Origin of the sequence: Curtobacterium sp. P97, assembly GCF_023712445.1 — a bacterium.
Taxonomy (GTDB): Bacteria; Actinomycetota; Actinomycetes; order Actinomycetales; family Microbacteriaceae; genus Curtobacterium.
Map to the genome: position 1 here is coordinate 190499 of NZ_JAMAYF010000006.1, position 17336 is coordinate 207834.

19 protein-coding genes are annotated in these 17336 nt (G+C 72.2%); 2 read left to right on the top strand and 17 right to left on the bottom strand.

Annotated features, from left to right (window positions below):
• Positions 1-25 precede the first annotated feature (25 nt).
• Positions 26-1078 carry a BLUF domain-containing protein gene (locus M3677_RS08695; protein ID WP_251160267.1) on the top strand — a complete coding sequence of 351 codons (1053 nt, stop codon included), beginning with the start codon at positions 26-28 and terminating at the stop codon, positions 1076-1078.
• Positions 1079-1184: 106 nt separating this feature from the next.
• Here M3677_RS08695 and M3677_RS08700 read toward each other — a convergent pair whose 3' ends face one another.
• From M3677_RS08700 to M3677_RS08780, 17 genes are all read right to left on the bottom strand, one after another.
• On the bottom strand, positions 1185-2366 hold the full coding sequence (locus M3677_RS08700) for a flagellar hook protein FlgE (protein WP_251155431.1): 1182 nt from the start codon (positions 2364-2366) through the stop codon (positions 1185-1187).
• Positions 2367-2440: 74 nt separating this feature from the next.
• Complete coding sequence (locus M3677_RS08705; RefSeq protein ID WP_251155430.1) at positions 2441-2872, bottom strand: flagellar hook assembly protein FlgD; 432 nt, start codon at positions 2870-2872, stop codon at positions 2441-2443.
• Positions 2873-2898: 26 nt separating this feature from the next.
• A complete protein-coding gene (locus M3677_RS08710) occupies positions 2899-4656 on the bottom strand; it encodes a flagellar hook-length control protein FliK (protein WP_251160268.1) in 1758 nt (585 codons plus the stop codon).
• Entirely contained in the window at positions 4653-5381 is a 729-nt protein-coding gene (locus M3677_RS08715) for a C40 family peptidase (protein WP_251160269.1), read from the bottom strand. Before M3677_RS08715 ends, M3677_RS08710 begins: the two co-directional genes overlap by 4 nt.
• Complete coding sequence (locus M3677_RS08720) at positions 5378-5809, bottom strand: flagellar export protein FliJ (protein WP_251160270.1); 432 nt, start codon at positions 5807-5809, stop codon at positions 5378-5380. Before M3677_RS08720 ends, M3677_RS08715 begins: the two co-directional genes overlap by 4 nt.
• Positions 5809-7140 (bottom strand): FliI/YscN family ATPase, encoded by a 1332-nt coding sequence (locus M3677_RS08725; RefSeq protein ID WP_066654112.1) that lies wholly within the window; start codon positions 7138-7140, stop codon positions 5809-5811. Before M3677_RS08725 ends, M3677_RS08720 begins: the two co-directional genes overlap by 1 nt.
• The gene (locus M3677_RS08730) at positions 7137-7799 is read right to left on the bottom strand and encodes a hypothetical protein (RefSeq protein WP_251160271.1); all 663 of its coding nucleotides are present in this window, start codon (positions 7797-7799) and stop codon (positions 7137-7139) included. The genes M3677_RS08725 and M3677_RS08730 overlap by 4 nt, the downstream gene beginning before the upstream one ends.
• Positions 7792-8841, bottom strand: coding sequence for a flagellar motor switch protein FliG (gene fliG, locus M3677_RS08735; RefSeq protein WP_081984829.1), 1050 nt, complete (start codon positions 8839-8841; stop codon positions 7792-7794). Before fliG ends, M3677_RS08730 begins: the two co-directional genes overlap by 8 nt.
• Positions 8838-10514 carry a flagellar basal-body MS-ring/collar protein FliF gene (gene fliF / locus M3677_RS08740; protein ID WP_066654109.1) on the bottom strand — a complete coding sequence of 559 codons (1677 nt, stop codon included), beginning with the start codon at positions 10512-10514 and terminating at the stop codon, positions 8838-8840. Before fliF ends, fliG begins: the two co-directional genes overlap by 4 nt.
• Entirely contained in the window at positions 10514-10870 is a 357-nt protein-coding gene (gene fliE / locus M3677_RS08745) for a flagellar hook-basal body complex protein FliE (protein ID WP_251160272.1), read from the bottom strand. The genes fliF and fliE overlap by 1 nt, the downstream gene beginning before the upstream one ends.
• Positions 10870-11265 (bottom strand): flagellar basal body rod protein FlgC, encoded by a 396-nt coding sequence (locus M3677_RS08750; RefSeq protein WP_224442989.1) that lies wholly within the window; start codon positions 11263-11265, stop codon positions 10870-10872. The genes fliE and M3677_RS08750 overlap by 1 nt, the downstream gene beginning before the upstream one ends.
• Positions 11262-11606, bottom strand: a complete 345-nt coding sequence (locus M3677_RS08755) for a flagellar basal body protein (protein ID WP_066654107.1) — start codon at positions 11604-11606, stop codon at positions 11262-11264. The genes M3677_RS08750 and M3677_RS08755 overlap by 4 nt, the downstream gene beginning before the upstream one ends.
• Positions 11607-11945: 339 nt before the next feature.
• A complete protein-coding gene (locus tag M3677_RS08760; RefSeq protein ID WP_251160273.1) occupies positions 11946-12287 on the bottom strand; it encodes a hypothetical protein in 342 nt (113 codons plus the stop codon).
• Positions 12277-12753 (bottom strand): flagellar export chaperone FliS, encoded by a 477-nt coding sequence (gene fliS, locus M3677_RS08765; protein WP_235426581.1) that lies wholly within the window; start codon positions 12751-12753, stop codon positions 12277-12279. Before fliS ends, M3677_RS08760 begins: the two co-directional genes overlap by 11 nt.
• An 11-nt stretch (positions 12754-12764) precedes the next feature.
• A complete protein-coding gene (gene fliD, locus M3677_RS08770) occupies positions 12765-14165 on the bottom strand; it encodes a flagellar filament capping protein FliD (protein ID WP_251160274.1) in 1401 nt (466 codons plus the stop codon).
• Between the two features lie 92 nt (positions 14166-14257).
• Positions 14258-15418: a flagellin gene (locus M3677_RS08775; protein WP_251160275.1), complete on the bottom strand. Its 1161-nt coding sequence runs from the start codon at positions 15416-15418 to the stop codon at positions 14258-14260.
• A 121-nt stretch (positions 15419-15539) separates the two neighbouring features.
• The gene (locus tag M3677_RS08780) at positions 15540-16355 is read right to left on the bottom strand and encodes a sigma-70 family RNA polymerase sigma factor (RefSeq protein ID WP_251160276.1); all 816 of its coding nucleotides are present in this window, start codon (positions 16353-16355) and stop codon (positions 15540-15542) included.
• A gap of 492 nt (positions 16356-16847) precedes the next feature.
• On the opposite strand from M3677_RS08780, the gene M3677_RS08785 reads away from it, so the two are divergent.
• Entirely contained in the window at positions 16848-17333 is a 486-nt protein-coding gene (locus M3677_RS08785) for a flagellar protein FlgN (protein ID WP_066654099.1), read from the top strand.
• Positions 17334-17336: the final 3 nt, after the last annotated feature.

Sequence of the window (17336 nt, forward strand, 5' to 3'; positions counted from 1 at the left end):
CACTACGGCAGGGAGACCAGCACCGATGCGTTCGATCGTGTACACCAGCACACAGACCCGTCCGATCACGGACACCGAGCTCGCGCAGATCCTCGCGGTCGGGCGGGAGAAGAACACAGCCCTCGGTGTGACGGGCATCCTGGCGCACAAGGGTGACAACTGCCTCGGGATCATCGAGGGCGACGACGAGACCGTTGCTGTCCGCTTCGAACAGGTCCGCCGTGACCCTCGGCACACGAACGTCCGGATCCTGGCGGACGAGCCCGTCGCCCAGCGGTCGTTCCCGGACTGGTCGATGGCGTTCCAACCGCTCGATCCGCTGATGCAGCAGGTCCCGGGATTCAGTGACCTGTTCGGCCCCAGCCAGCCAGCCGACCCCATGTTCGGCCTGACCCGGGCGCGAGGGCTGTTGGAGTGGTTCCGGAAGCACCCGCTGGCACCCCTGACGAGCCGGACGGCCGAAGCGGACGAAGCACCGCGCACGCGCGCGATCGACGGGGCGATCGCCGCGCTCCACGACGGCGGCGTCTCCCGGTTCACCCTCGACGTCGTCGCTGAGCGCGCGGGCATGGACGCCGACGAGGTCCGTGCGGCGTTCCCGACGGAACGGGCGCTGCTCGCCGCGACCGTCGAACGGTGGACGCAGACGATCGCGGCGCCGCTCGTGCCGTTGATGGCGGAGAAGGGCACCGTCCCGTTCCTGCACGCCCTGCTCGCTGCACATGCGGAGCAGCCGGCACTCATGGAACTCCTCGCCGCGAGTCTCGCGTCCGCCGCTGACCCGACGGTGGAGGGCGCCGACTACCACCGGTCCACCTACCGGCGGTTCCGGCAGTCGATCCGTGACGGGCTCGCAGCGGACGTCCGCGACGGACGGGAGCCGGCGACCATGGACCCGGTCCGGGGCGCGCAGCAGTTGCTGGCGCTGTACGACGGGCTCCGCCTGCAGGCGCTGCTCACCACGGACACGGACCTCGTCGACGCGTTCGACCGCGCGGCGACGCGGATGCGTCGCGGGTGGTCCGAGCAGTACGAACAGCCGTCGTACTGGGACACGCCCGGCGCCGGGACCCGCTAGCGCCTGCGGGACCGCCGCTCGTGCCGTGGTTCGCCACGGCCCGAGCGGCGGCCCCGCACCGTGCAGGAGCAGGGACGGCGCGGCCGCGACCGACCGCCCCGCTCCCCTACCGCTTCAGGTTCGTCAGCTCCTGCAGCACCTCGTCCGAGGTCGTGATGATCCGCGCGTTCGCCTGGAAGCCGCGCTGCGCCACGATCAGGTTCGTGAACTCCTGCGACAGGTCCACGTTCGACATCTCGAGGGTGCCCGAGGCGAGCTGTCCCACACCCGGGTCGCCGGGTGCGCCGACGGTGGCCTGGCCGGAGTTCGCGGTCGCGCGGTACCCGGATGCGCCGGTCTTCTCGAGGCCGGCCGGGTTCGCGAAGGTGGCGAGGGCGATGCGGCCGATCGCCAGCGAGGACCCGTTGGAGAACGACCCGACGACGGTGCCGTCCTTCGAGATCGAGTACCCCTGCAGGGAGCCGGCCGCGCTGCCGTTCTGCTCCGAGATCGACGCGGTGTCGAGCGACGCGTAGCCGGTCGTCTTCGAGACGTCGACGGTGATCCCGCCGACGGTGACGGGGCCACCGCTGGCGAGCGACCCGTCGGTGTTGAACGTCAGCGTCGTCGCCGGGCCGAGCGTCCCGCCGTCGATGCGGCCCTGGACGCTCCACTGCGTCGCCGAGGTCTTCGTGTAGGTCAGCGTGAGGGAGCGCTTCTCGCCGTCCGGGCCGTAGACGGTGGCCTCGCGGACCTTCTGGGCGTCGACGGCGGTCTCGGACGGCAGATTGCCCGTGACCCCGGCCGTCGTGGTCCGCACCGCGGGTGCTGCGGCGTCGATGGGCAGCCGGATGTCGGTCAGGCCGCCACCCTCGTTGACCACACCGTTCGTGGCCGAGTAGCCCTGCACGATCTTGCCGTCGGCGGTGACGAGGCGACCGTCGGCGTCGAAGTCGAACGCGCCGGCGCGGGAGTAGACGGTGTCGTTGCCGAGGCGGGTGACGAAGAACCCGTCGCCGGAGATCATCAGGTCGGTGGCCTTGCCGGTGGCCTGTGCGGAGCCCTGCGCGAAGTTGGTGGAGACGCCGGCGACCTGCACGCCGAGGCCGATCTGCGCGGGGTTCGTGCCGCCGAGGCCGGTCTGCGGTCCTCCGGCACCCTGGGTCATCTGCGACAGGGTGTCCTGGAAGACGGTGGTCGACGACTTGAAGCCGACGGTGTTGACGTTGGCGATGTTGTTGCCGGTGACGTCGAGCATCTGCTGGTGCGAACGGAGACCGGAGATGCCGGAGTAGAGGGAGCGGAGCATGGTGCGACCTTTCGTGGAAGGAAGACTCGTGGAGGGAGGACGAACAGGAGGGGGACGAGGAGCGCGGCCGCGGGTCAGGCGGCCTTGATACCGGAGATCACGTCGAGGTCGACCTCCTTCCCGTTCACGGTCACGGTCGGCACGCTGTTCGCGTACGACACGGCGGTGGCGGTGCCCGAGACCGCGGTCCCGGTGCTCGCGTCGGTGTAGCTGACCTGCTTCCCGACGAGGTTCGCGGCGGCGATCCGCATCTGCAGCGAGAAGTTCTCGTTCGCCGTCGTGGTCTGGTTGGTGATCTGCTCCATCGTCGCGAGCTGCGTCTGCTGGCTGATCATCTGGTTGGTGTCCATCGGCGAGGACGGGTCCTGGTTCCGGAGCTGCGTGACGAGCAGCTTCATGAACACCTCCGAGTCCATCGTCTGGGACTTCTTCGCACCGGCGGTCTGGGCGATCGCCGCTGCCTGCGTGGCAGCGTCCACCGAGCCGGTGATGCCGTCGAGGGGCATGGTGTGGTCTCCTTCTCGTGTCCGCGTCAGGCGAGGACGTCGAGCCCGACGGATCGGACGGTGGTGGGCCGGGTGGTGACCGGCGCGGTCGGGGTGGGGCGGGCCTCCAGGCCGACTCCCGGGCGCAGCACCGTCGGTGCCGGCCGGTCGTCGCGACCGGGCTGCGCGCCCGGGTGGTTCTGGGAGGACAGGTCGAGGGTCGTGGTGGTCCCGCTGCCGGCAGCGTCACGGCGGAGGTCGGGCAGCACCTGCCGGACCGCGTCGCGGCCGGCGTCCGACGCGGCGAAGAGCTCGACGTGCATCCCGTGCGCGGTCACGTGCGCGCGGACCGTGACGGGACCGAGCGCGTCGGGCGTGACCTGCACCGTGACGACGTGGTCGCCGGGACCGGCCTGCGCGAGCGTGAACACCGGGCGCGCGAGCTGCTGTGCGAGGGGCGCCGGGGCGTTCGCCGTCGCCGCGCCCGGCGCGGTGGGGAGCCCGGTCGTCGCGGGTGCGGGGACCGCGAACGGCGTCTCGCCACTGCGCGGGGCGGTCACGACCTGGAGGCTCGGATCACCCTGGCCGCCCGTCCGCCGGTCCGACCCGTGGTCGCTCCGGGCCCCGGTGGCCGGTCCGGTCTGCACGACCAGGGCGGCGGCGGTCGCCGTGCTCGCCGTGCCGGTGTCGGCAGGGCGACCGGCCTGCGGCGCCGACGACACGCTGGTCGCTGCCGTGGGGCCGGCGGCCTCGGCCGCGGCGTCCGTCGTCGCGAGCGGGCTGCTCGCCGTCGTGGTGGGAAGGGTCGTGGCGGTCAGGGTCGCGGTGGTCCCGGTCGTGGTGGTCCCGGCAGTGGTGGTCTCGGTCGTCGTGCTCGCGGACGCGGTCACGGCGACGGCTGTCGCGGCTCCGGGAGCGGCGGAGCTCGACGCCCCGTCCACCGCGACGGGTCCGAGGACCGACGGGGCCGCGACGGTCGAGCCGGTCGCCGCAGAGGTGGCGGTCGTCGAGGGCGCGCCGGGTGCACCGGTCGTCGACGGCGTGGTCGCGAGGACGGGCGTCGTTCCCGCGGACACGTCGGACGAGTCGGACACGTCGCGCTCGAGCGGCGCCGCAGCGGGACGGACCACGGCGGGCTGTGCCGCACCGGGCCGGGGAGCGCCGGACGTTCCTGCAGGTCGAGCGCTCGTGGATGGCACGGCGTCGAGCTGCGGTCCGGTGTCTGCCCGTGACGGCGTTCCGATCCCGTCTGCTGCTGCGCGGTCCGCGGTGCCGGCAGGACCGGCGGTCCCGGCGGCCCCGCGCGTCTCCACGGTTCCGGGCCGGTCGGACGCTCCGGTCGGTCGTGCAGGGCCGACCCCGGGCACGGCACCGTTCGAGGCGGTCCCGCCCTGGGCCGACACCGCATCGTCCGACACGGCGTCGGCGCGGGCCGACGGGACCGCGACGAGGGCGGTGGGCATCGGCACGATGCCGAGCAGCGTCGGATCGGTGGCAGGGGCAGCGGCCGTCGTGTCTGCGGCGTTCGGGGCAGCGGCGGTCGTGTCCGCGGTGTTCGGGGCAGCGGCGGTCGAGGCCGGAGCGCCCGTGGCGGGGGCACCCGAGGCGGCGGCCGTCCCGGACGGCGCACCGGTGACGCCCGCGGTCCCCACCGACGCGCCGCCCGACGTGCTCGACGCGGCCGGCGCGAGCACCGCGGCGAGGGCGGCGCCGAACGGCAGCGCCGAGGTGGTCGCCCCGGCGGTCGCAGCACTCCCCGGTGCGGCGGGAGCCGGGGAGAGGGTCGTCGTGCTCACGGTGCTCATGCGGCACTCCCCCGCATCGCCGACAGGAGTGCCGCGGTCTGCAGGTCGGTGACCGACTGCGCCGCACCTGCTGCGGAGACCGACCGGGTCGCCGCAGGAGCCGCGGCCTCGCTCGGCACGATGCGGCGGATCGTCGCGATGTCGGAGTCCTTGTACCAGTTGTCCACGATCCGGACGTCCTTGCCGGGTCGGGGTGCGTGCAGCACCTTGCCGTCACCGACGTAGATCACGATGTGCTGCTCGCCCTTCGGGATGATGAGGTCGCCCGGCTTCGCGTCCTTGAGCGACCCGACGGGCACCCCCATGTCCGCCTGGTCGGGCACCACGCGCGGCATCGTCACCCCGAGGTCCTTGAACACCGTCTGCACCAGCCCGGAGCAGTCCATGCCGGACCGGGTCGTCCCGCCGAACACGTAGGGCACACCGAGGTACTTCTTCGCGTCCTCGACCACGTCGGACCCGGTGGCGCCGCTGCCGGTCGCCAGGGTGCCGCGGCCCGCGTCGACCGAGGTGGCCGGCGTGCGGGACGCCCCGTCGGCAGCAGCGGTGCCGGCGGCGCCGGCGCTCGTCGACGTCCCGGTCGCGGTCGCCAGGGCGTCGGCGAACGCGCCGGTCGTGGCCTCGTTCGAGGCGGAGCCGCCCGCGGAGGCGGTGGTACCGCCGCGCAGGGCGTCGATCTGGGTGCGGATCTCGGCGATCCGGGAGAGCACGGCGTCGACGCTCATCGGGCACCACCTTCCGTGCGGCGTCGTGCCGCGATCTCGTCGAGGGCGTCCTGCTCGGCGCGCAGGTCGGCGGCGGCCTGCTCGCGGTCGTGGTGGCCCTCGAGCTTCTCGAGGCCGAGCGCGGCACGGCGGGCGGCGGAGTACGCGGTCCGGGCGGCATCGGCATCGGCACGACGGGTGCGTGCGACGGCGTCGAGCTCCTCGAGCATCCCGCGGGTCGAGGCCCGCGCGGCCGCGAGCGCGCTCAGCGTCGCGGCGTCCGTGACGAGCTGCTCCTGCTCGCGGTCCGCCAGGTTCCGCCGCGCGGCGATGCGGGCGTCGGCGGCGTCGCGGACACGGTCGTTCGCGGCGGCCAAGGCGGCGGCGGCGCGGTCCTGCTCGGCGTGCCGCAGACGCAGCAGGCCGGCGAGGGGGAAGCGTCGGGCCATCAGGCGGACACCCCCAGTCGGGCGACGAGGGCGTCGAGGGCTCGCCAGGACGTCCCGGCGTCGGCGCGGTCGTCCATCCCCTGTCGGAGGAACGCGTCGATCGCGTCCTGGTGGGTGACCGCTGCGTCGACGAGCGGGTTCGTGCCGGGCTGGTAGGCGCCGACGTCGAGCAGGTCCTGCGCGTTCCGGCGGGCCGCCATCACCTTCCGGAGCGCGGTGGCCGCAGCACGCTGCCACGGCTCGGTGACCTTCGAGGCGACGCGGGACACCGAGCCGAGCGCGTCGACGGAGGGGAAGTGCCCGGTCACGGCGAGCTTCCGGTCGAGCACGACGTGCCCGTCGAGGATGCTCCTGGCGCTGTCCGCGATCGGCTCGTTGTGGTCGTCGCCGTCCACGAGCACGGTGTAGAGCCCGGTGATGCTGCCGACCCGGTCGGTGCCCGCGCGCTCGAGGAGCCCGGCGAGCACCGAGAAGGTCGACGGCGGGTAGCCCCGGGTCGCGGGCGGTTCGCCCACGGACAGTCCGATCTCGCGCTGCGCCATCGCGACGCGGGTGAGCGAGTCCATCATGAGCACGACGTCCTGCCCGGCGTCGCGGAACGACTCCGCGATCCGGGTGGCGACGAACGCCGCGCGCAGGCGCATCAGGGCCGGCTCGTCGGACGTCGAGACCACGACGATCGAGCGGGCGAGGCCCTCGGGCCCGAGGTCGTCCTCGAGGAACTCCCGAACTTCGCGGCCGCGCTCCCCCACCAGGGCGATGACGTTGACGGCTGCGTCGCTCCCGCGCGCGATCATCGACAGCAGCGAGGACTTGCCGACGCCGGAGCCGGCGAACAGGCCCATGCGCTGTCCACGACCCACGGTCGTCAGGGTGTCGAGCACGCGGACGCCGAGCTGCATCGGCGCGTCGATCCGCGTTCGCGCCATGGCGTTCGGCGTCGCGTGGTCGAGCGGCACCCAGCCGTCGGTGTCGAGCGGACCACGGTCGTCGATCGGCCGCCCGAGCCCGTCGAGCACCCGGCCGAACAGCCCTGCACCGGTCGGCACCAGCACGGGACGACCGGTCGGGCGGACGGGGGTGCCCGCGGTCACCGCGACGAGGCGTCCGAGCGGCATGCAGCGCACACCCGTGGGATCGGTGGCGACGACCTCGACGGGGGTCTGCGGACTGCCCTCGGTGCCGACGGTCAGGACGTCGCCGATCCGGGCCTCGACCCCGGCGACGGTCAGCCCGAGGCCCACCGCGCTCGTGACGAGGCCCACGCGCTGCGGCGCGGCGAGGGCGATCGCCTCGTCGAGCCCACGGGGACGGAGGAGGGTCGCGGTCACCGGGACGCCTCCGGCCGGTCGGCGGAGCGGCTCAGCGCCGCGCGCGCACGGTCGAGCGCTGCGCCGATGCGGAGGTCGAGCAGCCCGTCCGGCAGGTCCACGACGGCGTCGCCGTCGAGCAGCGCCACGTCCGGCACGACCGGGACCGGCAGCGCGAGGTCGGCGACGCGGGCTGCGTCGGCGGGGCTGAGCCGGACGGCCACCGCGACGGTGGCGTCGACCGAGGCGAGCGCCCGACGGACGGTCGCCTCCGCACCGGTGGTGGGGCGTGCCTCCTGGCCGTCGCCCTCGCCGGTCGCGTCGTCCTGGCGCCCGGAACGCACCACGTGTCCGACGACGGCCTCGGCCAGGTCGAGCGCAGCGTCGACCAGGGACTCCTCGGCGTCGGCCAGCACCGGCACGACCTGGGAGAGCATCGCGTTCGTGGCCGCGTCGAGCACCTGGACACGGCGGACGGTCTCGGCCTGGAGCGCCGCGAGTCGCGTTGCGTGCTCGGCCTCGAGCCGGGCGTGCAGCGCAGCGGTCTCGGCCTGGGCGGCACGGAGGCCCGCGGCGTAGCCCGCGGCGTGGCCGCGCACGTCGGCGGCCGCTGCGAGGTCGCGGGTCGTCGCGCTCCCGAGCACGGGGAACGCGACGCGCTGCACGGTGGTGTCAGTCAACGAGCTCGTCCTCCTCGGCGCGGTGGACGGTGATCGTGCCCTCGGCCTCCAGCTCGCGGACGGAGCGGACCACCTCGGCGCGCGCCTCCTCGACCTGCGAGACGCGCACGGGGCCCATGGCCTGCAGCTCGTCGTCCAGCAGCTCGCGGTTGCGCTCGGACACGTTCGCGCGGATCGTCTCGACGACCGGCGTCGGCGCACCCTTCATGGCGGTCGCGAGGAGCTTCGAGTCGATGCCGCGGAGCACCTGCTGGATGTCGCGCGACTCGAGCTTGACGATGTCCTCGAACGTGAGCATCCGCGAGCGGATGTCCTCCGCGAGCTCCGGGTCGCGCGCCTCGAGGCCGTCGAGCACGGCCTTCTCGGTGGCGACGTCCGAGCGGTTGATGATCTCGACCAGGGGCGCGATGCCGCCGACGACCTCGACGCTCTCGCGCGGCGAGACCACGGCACCGGCGCGCTGGCGGAGGACGCCGGCGACGATCCCGACGGCCTCGGGGGTCGCCGTGCCCATCGTCGCGAAGGCCTGGGCGACGTCGGTGCGGACACGGTCGTCGACCCCGGCGAGCACCGCGCTCGCCTGCCCGGGCTGCAGGTGCGCGAGCACGAGGGCGATGGTCTGGGGCAGCTCGCCCTCGAGCAGGCTGACGACCTGGCCGGGTTCGGCGTCGTCGAGGAACTCGAACGACTGCCCGGCGAGGTTCGAGGCCAGCCGGTCCATCACGCCCGCGGCGCGTTCGGACCCGAACGACGCCTCGAGCAGCCCGAGCGCGGCGTCCTTGCCGCCGCGCTTCTGCACGCGGCCGCGCTGCGTGATGCGGTGGAACTCGCTCATCGTGCGGTCCACGACGGAGTCGTCCACGCGGCGCATCCGGACGATCTCGGCGCTGATCTCCTCGGCCTCGAGCTCGGTGAACTGCTTCATCACCTCGGCCGCGCGCTCGGTCTCCATCTGCATGAGGATGAGCGCGACCTTCTGCGCGCCGGTCAGGGCGCGGTCGGTGGTGCCCCCGCCGGCGGGGACCGGGACGAGCGCGCTCACACCGGCGACCGGTCGTCGAGGAGCCCGCGGAGCAGGTCGGCGGTGCGCTTCGGGTCGCGCTCGGCCAGCGCGGAGATCTCCTGCCGGCGACGCTCGGCGCTGATCTCGTCCGTCGTCAGCACCTCGGTCGGGGCGTCGTCGTGGGGCAGCGTCTGCAGCGCGACCGTCTGCGGCTCGACGGCCGGGATCGCCAGGTCGTCGGTACCGAGGGGCAGTTCGAACGTCTCACCGGCGAAGGCGTCGAGCTCACCGACGTCGACGGCCTCGCGCGACTGACGGCGGGCACGGCGGGCCAGCACGATCGCGAGCACGATCGCGGCGGCGAGGACGGCGACGACGATGCCGGCGGTGCGGATGGCCGACCACATGGCCTGCTGCTGCTCGGCCTGCTGCTGCTCCTCGAGGGCCTTGGCGGCGTCCTTCGCCGCGGAGTCGTCGAAGTCCATCATCGCGACGCGGACCTGGTCGCCCCGGGCGTTGTCGGCTCCGGCGGCGGCGGACACCAGGTCGTTGATGCTCTGCAGGTTCGCGTTCTGCACCGAGTCGGCGCGCGAGTTCAGGGCGACCGAGATGGTCTGCCGCTCGACACCACCGGCGGGGATCTGCGTCGTCTCGGTGGTCTTGTCGACGGCGTTGTTCTTCGTCGCCGACTCGTTCTTGTAGCCGTCGTCACCGGCGGCCGTGCCGTTCGTGGTGGTGCCGCCGGCGGTCCCGTTCGGCACCGCGATGTTGTCCGGACCGAGGACGCCGGTCGCACCGGCGCCCGCACCGGACCCGGAGCCGTACTCCTCCGTCGAGCTGGACTCGTTGAGGGCGACCGCGCCGCCCTTCGGCTGTGCGAAGCTCTCCGACGTCCGGGTGCCCGACTGCTGGTTCATCGTCGCCGAGACCACCACGCTCGCGTTGCCCGGTCCGAGCGTGGTGTCGAGCAGGTCCTGGATCTTCTTCCGGGTGGCCGCGTCGTAGTCGGCGGCCTGGTCGGCGCCGCTGCCGGTCGCTCCGGTACCGACCGCGGAGAGGGTCTGGCCCTTCTGGTCCACGACGGAGACGTCGGTGGGCTGCATCCCCTCGACCGCGGCGCTCGTCAGGTGCACGATCGACTGCACCTGGTCCGTGGTGAGCTGCGCGCCGTTCTCGGTCGCGACGAACACCGACGCCGTCGGGTCCTTCTCCTCGGACACGAAGACGGTCTTCTCGGGGATGGCGAGCTGCACGGTGGCGGCCTTCACGCCGTCCATCGACGAGATCGTCTTCGCCAGCTCGCCCTCGATCGCCCGCTTGTAGGTGACGTCCTGCTGGAACTCCGAGCTCGTCACGCCCATCTTGTCGAGCAGCGAGTAGCCGCCCTCGTTCGACGACGGCAGGTTGTTCGACGCCGCCTTGAGCCGCTCCGAGTACACCTTGTCCTGCGGCACGAGGATCGTCGCGCCGCCGTCGGTCAGCTGGTACGGCACGCCGTCGGTCGTCAGCTGGTCGGTGATCGAGCTCGCGTCGGCTGCGGCCAGTCCGGTGAAGAGCGGCGCGTAGGACGCCTTGCCGAGCCAGCTGGCGAGGGCGATCCCGCCGAGCACGAGTGCGGCGACGCCGATCAGCGCGATGGTGCGCTGCGCGGCGGAGAAGCCCTTCACGTAGGCGACGAGCCGCCCCCACGTGTTCTGCATCGCGGCGGGCATCAGGCCTGCATCCGCATGATCTCGTTGAACGCGTCGACGCCCTTGTTGCGGACGGCTGCGACGAGCTCGAGGGTGACCTGGGCACGGGTGGACGCGATGGTGGCGTCGTGGATGTCGTCGAGGTTGCCCGTGACGGCCTTGAGCGCCAGGGTCTTCGAGTCGCTCTGCAGCTGCTGGAGCCCGTCGACCGCGTTGCCGAGGCTCGCGGCGAAGCCGTCGCCGCCGGAGGCCGGCTGGACCGCGCCGGCGCCCGCGGCACCGCCGAGCGCTCCGGCACCGGTCGCGGCGTCCGTGGCGCCGGCGAACGCACGGGTCATCGCGTTGGTGGTCACACCGTTCAGTGCGTCGATGGGCATCAGTTCTTCCCGATCTGCAGTGCCGCCTCGTAGGCGGTCTTGGCACGGTCGACCACGGCGGCGTTCGCCTGGTACCCGCGCTGGGCCATGATGAGGTCCGCCATCTGCGTGCCGAGGTCGATGTCCGGCATGCGGACGTAGCCCTCCGCGTTCGCGAGCGGGTTGTCCGGGTCGTAGGTCACGCGTCCGGCGGCGCTGCCGAACGCCGCGCCCTTGACGTAGGCGCCCGACGTGCCGGCGCCCTCCTGGACCTCGACGTAGCGGGCCTGGAACGCGGAGTCGTCCATCGAGCGGACCGTGTTGACGTTGGCGATGTTGTCCGAGATCGCGTCGAGCCACTTCCGGTGCACGGTCATGCCGGTGCTCGCGATGCCGATCGCGTCGAAGGTCGTCACGAGTTCGTCCGCATCGCGGCGCGGAGGGCCGTCGCCTCGCCGCCGACCGCCTGGGTGGCGAACTGGTAGCGCAGGACCGTGTCCACGTTCGACAGGGTCTCCTGGTCGAGGTTGACGTTGTTGCCGATCTCGTTCGTCGGCTCGAGGCTGCGCGCGGTGGTCGCGGTCGCGTGCCCGTCACCGTGCACGATCGACTGCGCGAGGGCGTCCTCGAAGCGCACCTTCTCGGCGTGGTAGTTCGGCGTGTTGATGTTCGCGACGTTGTTCGCGATGGTGCGCTGCCGCAGCGACAGCCCGTCGAGCGCGCTCTGCAGCGCGACGCTCGTCACGGAATCGAACACGGGTGGCCCGTCCCCTCGGTGTGCGACGTCGTGCGACGTCGCCGATTGGCGGTGGCCGATCCGTGGCCGAACGAGTGAGCGATCCGTGCTCGGAGGGCGCTGTCGGCGGCGGCGCTGGGGACGTTAGGGCTCGCCCCGAACGGGGGGCGGGGGCTGGCTGCGGCGGCGGGGCTCGTCGAACACTCGTCGCGTGCTCCGCTGTGGTGCGACGAAGCCGCTGTCGTCCGACGACGCATCTGTCGTCCCGGCCGGAGGTGCGCGACGGCCCACGACCGACACGACGGAACCGCTGTCGTGCGACGACGCATCTGTCGTCGTGCTCGCTCGAGCAGGCGCGCCTCAGGCGGAGGCGTCCAGGTACACGGAGCCGCGTGGCTCGTCCGTCGCCGCGACCTGACGGAGCGCGCCGAGGTGCTCCAGGGTCTGCCGCCGCTCGGTCTCGAGCGTCGACATCCGGTCGCGCTGCGCGGCCAGCAGCCGGGAGGCACGACCCACCAGCGCGCGCGGCACCGGTCCGAGCGTGGTCGGGACGATCCACGGGGTCACGTCGACGACGGTCGCTGCGGTGCCGTCCGTGGTCGAGTCGATCGTGGTCAGCTCGTGCTCGAGGGTGTCGAGCACCGCGGCCCACGCACCGTCGGCGGTCTCCGCGGCGGGAGTGGGGTGCGGGTCAGGCGACACCGAGCGCTCCCCCGGTGCCGACCTGCGGCGCCTGGGTCGTCGGCAGCGCCGCGGCGGCCTCGTGCCACGACTGGCGCAGCGGCTCCAGGATCCGGATGCAGTCGCGCGTCGCCTGCACGTCGCGGTGCACGTTCGCGGTGATCAACGACGTCGACGCGTAGTTGTAGATCGCGAGGAGCCCCTCGCCGCCGTCCCACACGTCGATACGGAGCGTGGACGACAGCTCGCCGACGATGGCCTGGGCGTGCAGCAGCTGCTCGCGCGCGGCCTCCCAGTCGGACGTCGTCTGCGCGGCCTCGGCGCGGTGCAGGTCGAGGAGCAGCCGGTCGTAGAGCATCGTGACGAGCTGTGCGGGCGTCGCCGAGAGCACGGCCTCGTTCGTGTACTGCGCTCGGCGCTGGTCGGTCACCGTGCGGGGCTGTGCGGCCTGACGGAAGGCGGCGGACTGCAGGTCGAAGGCGTTCATGGTCGTTCCCGTCACTTCGACGTCGATGCCAGCTGGCTGGAGAGCCACGCCGACTGGGACTGGAGCTTGCTGAGGCTGGTCTCGAGGGCGGAGTACTGCGCCTGCAGCGTGGCCCGTCGTGCGGTGAGCCGGTCCGACCAGTTGTCGATCTGCGTCGTCAGGTCCTTCGCGACCGACTGCTGCCCGGTGATCGAGGTCGTGATCGACCCCGTGTACTTGTCCGACGCGGCCGTCGCCGCGGCACCGACGTTCGTCGCGACGCCGGACAGCATGGCCTGGGTGCCCTGCGGGTCGTCCGCCAGGGCCTTCTGGAAGACCGCGGCGTCGAAGCTGAAGGTGCCGTCCTTCTGGATGACGATGCCGATGGACGACGGCGACTTCCCGTTGACCGGCGTCGACATCGTCGTGGTGAGGCGCTGTACCGCGTCGCGGGTCGTGCCGTCCCCGGTCAGGACCCCGGCCTTCGTCGACGTGGTGCCGGTGGTCGGACTCGTGGTGCTCGTCACCGCCGTGTTCGTGGCGTAGTACGAGGTGATGGCGTTGAGCGCGTCGACGAGTCCGGACGCGACGGCCTGGGCCTTCGTGGTGTCCTGCGCGACCGTGACGGTCACCGGGTCGGTGGTGGTCTGCGTGACCGTGACGTCGAGCCCCGGCAGCAGGTCGTCGAACGTGTTCGTGGGGCTCGTGACCGTCTGCGCGGCGGCGGTCCCCGCCCAGAGTGTGACGCTCGCGTCCTTGCCCTGGGTGACGACGGCGGCCCCCGGCTGGGTGAAGACGTTCGTCGCGGTCCCGGCCGTCACGTCGTCGGACAAGCCGCGGTACAACGCGAAGGAGGCCGCTGCGCCGGTCTTCGTCGCGCTGAGCTGCAGGCGGTAGAGCTTCGTGCCGTCGGTGTCGGTCCCGGCCGCGACCTTCGTCGCGGTCACGCCGGCGCCGGCCTTGTTGATCGCGGTGACCGCGTCGTCGAGCGACCCCGAGGCCGGTGTGACGGTGGTCCTCTTCCCGTCGGCACCGACGAGCGTGAGCGGCTCGGCTGCGGAAGCCCAGGTCGACATCGCGGCGGTGACGCCGACGTGCGCGGCCGCGGTCGACCCGACCTGGAAGCTGACGGAGCCGGCCGAGGCCGTGGCGTCGGTCGCGACGGTGACCCCGGTGGACGAGCTCTTCGCGGCGTACACGTCGAGCGAGGTGGCCTTGGCTGCGTCGCCGGCCTTCGTCGCGAGCGTCTGCACGAGCGAGTTGATCGTCTGCAGCGACGACACGAACGAGTTGGTGTCGGTGAGCTTGTTCTTGAGCAGGGTCTGCGGGACCTGCTCGATGGTCATCAGCGAGTTGATCAGGTCGGAGGTCTTGAGACCGCTGACCAGACCGTCGATCGCGAGACTGTTGCCCGAGACGGACGACGTCGACATCGCGGGGCTCCCTGTCGTCGGGGGTGGTCGTGGGTGTGGTGACGCCGCCGTCCGGAGGACTCGAACTCCTCCGGACGACGGCGTCGGTGGTGCTAGCGGAGGAGCGAGAGCACGCCCTGGGTGCTCTGGTTCGCCTGCGCGAGCATCGAGGTGCCGGCCTGGCTCAGGATGTTGTCGCGGGTGTACTTGACCATCTCCTGCGCCATGTCGACGTCGGTGATGCGCGAACCAGCAGCGGTCAGGTTCTCCTTGGCCACGTTCGTCACGTTGATGGCGTGGTCGAAGCGGTTCTGGATCGCACCGAGCGTCGAGCGGGCCGACGAGACCTTCGCGATCTGGTCGTCGATGATCGCGATCGACGCCTGCGCCTTCGTTGCGTCGTCGAAGGAGATTCCGCCAGTCAGCGGCTGGTCAGCCTTCCCCTCGGCAACTCCAGTGCCGGGCTCGGCGACTGCGACCGTGCCACCGTTGCGAGCAGTGATCGCGATGCCGTCGCCGGCACCGTTCGCATCCTTCGTCACAGTGACCGTGAAGTTCTTCGAGAAGTTCGCGTCGGCGTTGAGCTTGTCTGCGTACTGCTGAACGCTCTTGAAGGAATCCGCTGCTCCGAGATCACCCGTGGTCACCTCGGTGGTCTCGCCGCCCTTCGAGACCGTGAACTTCGCCGCTCCTGCAAGGGCAGAGACGTCGGCGATCGCGAACTTCGTCGCGGCGGAGCCAGTACCACCCTTGAGGTTGTCAACGATGGACGACACGTTGGCGTCCTTGAGGTCGACCTCGATTTGGTTCTCCGCACCGGCGTTCGCTCCGACCTGGAACTTCAGCGAGCCGTTGTTGTTGAGCAGCGACGTGCCGTTGAAGTTCGTCGACGAGGCGATACGACCGAGCTCCTCCTGCAGCTGGCCGACCTCCGTGGAGATCGCCTTCCGCGACGTGGCGTTGTTCGAGTCGTTACCCGCCTGGACGGCCAGGTCGCGCATGCGCTGGAGGATCGAGTGGGTCTCGGTGAGGCCACCTTCAGCGGTCTGCACGACGGAGATGCCGTCCTGCGCGTTGCGGGCGGCGACCGTGAGGCCACCGACCTGCGACTTGAGTCCCTCGGAGATCGTCAGACCGGCAGCGTCGTCGGCAGCACGGTTGATGCGGAGACCGGTCGAGAGCTTCTCGAGGGACTTCGACAGGTCGTTCTGCGTCGCGTTGAGGTTCCGGTACGTGTTGAGTGCCGAGAGGTTGGTGTTGATGGACATACCCATGGTGGTTTCCTCCGTGAATCCTTGGGTGGTGGTGTCTGCCCGTCCATGGGCTGACATCCGTGACTCTCGGCAGGTCCGCCGAGGTCGTTAGGTGTCGGCGAGGAAATCTCCTCGCCGAAGATCAGCTGGCTGCGACGACCGTCGGCACCGACGCGTCCTGCACGGCCCGGGCGACCCCGGCAGCGGCGTTCGCCGCGACCCGCGCCAGGTACGCACTGCGCCGCGCGGCGGTCGTGCGCGACACCGGCTCGACCGCGGTGCCGTCGCCGTAGTGCTCGGCGAGGCCGTCGCGCAGGAGCCGCATCGCCTCGGACCGCTGCTGCGACACCGCGGAGTGCGTGATCCCGAGCTCGGCCGCGACCTCGGTGACCGAGCGGTCGCCGAAGTAGACGTTCTCGACGACGTAGCGCATCCGGTCGGGCAGCGCGGCGACGGCGGCGCGCAGGTAGCGGCGCTTCTCGGCCTCGAGCAGGTCCTCACCGGGCAGCGGGTCCTCGGACGCGATGACGTCGTGCACGGTCTCGTCGATCGTGCCGACCGTCCGGGCGGCGTCGGACATGGCGTCGGCTGCTGTCTGGCGGTCGACGCCCATCGCGTCGGCGATCTCCTGCACGCCGACCGAGCGACCGAGTCGGGCGGACAGGGCCTCCTGCGTCGCGAGGGTCTCGCGGATGCGCTTCCGGGTGCCGCGCGACGCCCAGTCGGACGAGCGCATGTCGTCGGCGAGCGCACCGGTGATCCGGGTGCGGGCGTAGGCGCCGAAGGGCACGCCGAGCTCCGGGTCGAAGGCCTCGGCGGCGGCGACGAGTGCGAGCGAGCCCACGGCAGCCAGGTCGTCTCGGTCGAGGTGGGTGGCCCGCGCACGGACGTCCGACACGATGTAGCCGACGAGCGGCAGGTGCTCCACGATCATCGCGTTGCGTGCGTTCCGGTCCATTGGCTTCCCCTGGTCGACGTGCTGACTGACCCGTCCGTGGGCGCGACGGACACCGGCCCTCGGGAGGCCGGTGCGGTCGACGAAGAACCACCCGGTTCCCTCCGGGCGGTGCACCCGCGCCCCTGCGACGCGGTGCGGGAGTGTCCCCCGCGGTGCGGTTCGAATGTATCGGCTGGGAAGTGACCGGTGCAGGCTGTGAACGTCCCCAGTGCGGGGGGACGCGGGGTTCCGGCGGTCCGCACTTCGGCGGACAAACCGGCACGAACCGCCGGTTCTGTCCCCCGGTCTGGGTGACGGTGCGTCCCCCGGGAGCGCACGGCCGGGAGGCGGGGCACCGCTCCGCCGAGCAGCGCCGGCCCGTCTCGTACCCGCGTCCACCGCCGCGGTCCGCTTACGACGGACCGCTCGGCGTCGATAGTCCCCGCTGTCCACCGGAAGGCGGACCGGCACGACCCGCTGGTCGCCGACACCGATCCCGAACCGGGAGGAGCCATGAGCGTGAACGACCTGTCCGCCGTCCTCTGGCGCGAGCGCGAACTGCTCGAACTGCTCACGTTCAAGCTCGAGGAGGAGCAGCTCCTGCTCGCCGCCGGGCGCTCCCGCTGGGTGTCGCACGCCAGCCGCGAGGTCGAGCAGGTCCTCGAACGGCTCCGCAGCACCGGGCTCGAGCGCGCCGCGTCGAGTGCCGCCGTCGCCGAGGAGTGGGGTGTCGACCCCGATGCTCCCCTGCGCGACGTGGTCGCCGCCGCGCCGAACGGCCCCTGGGGCGAGATCCTCGCGACGCACCTCGCCGCGATGGTCGAGCTGACGACGCACATCGGCGCGCTCCGCGACGAGAACGACCGCTTCCTCCGGACGGCTGCCCAGGCCACCGAGGAGACCCTCGCCGGCTCGGTCGGCGACGCGTCCACGTACGACGCCTCGGGCAGCTCCGGCTCCCGTCCCGACGGCGCACGCCTGTTCGAGGGGACCCTGTAGCAC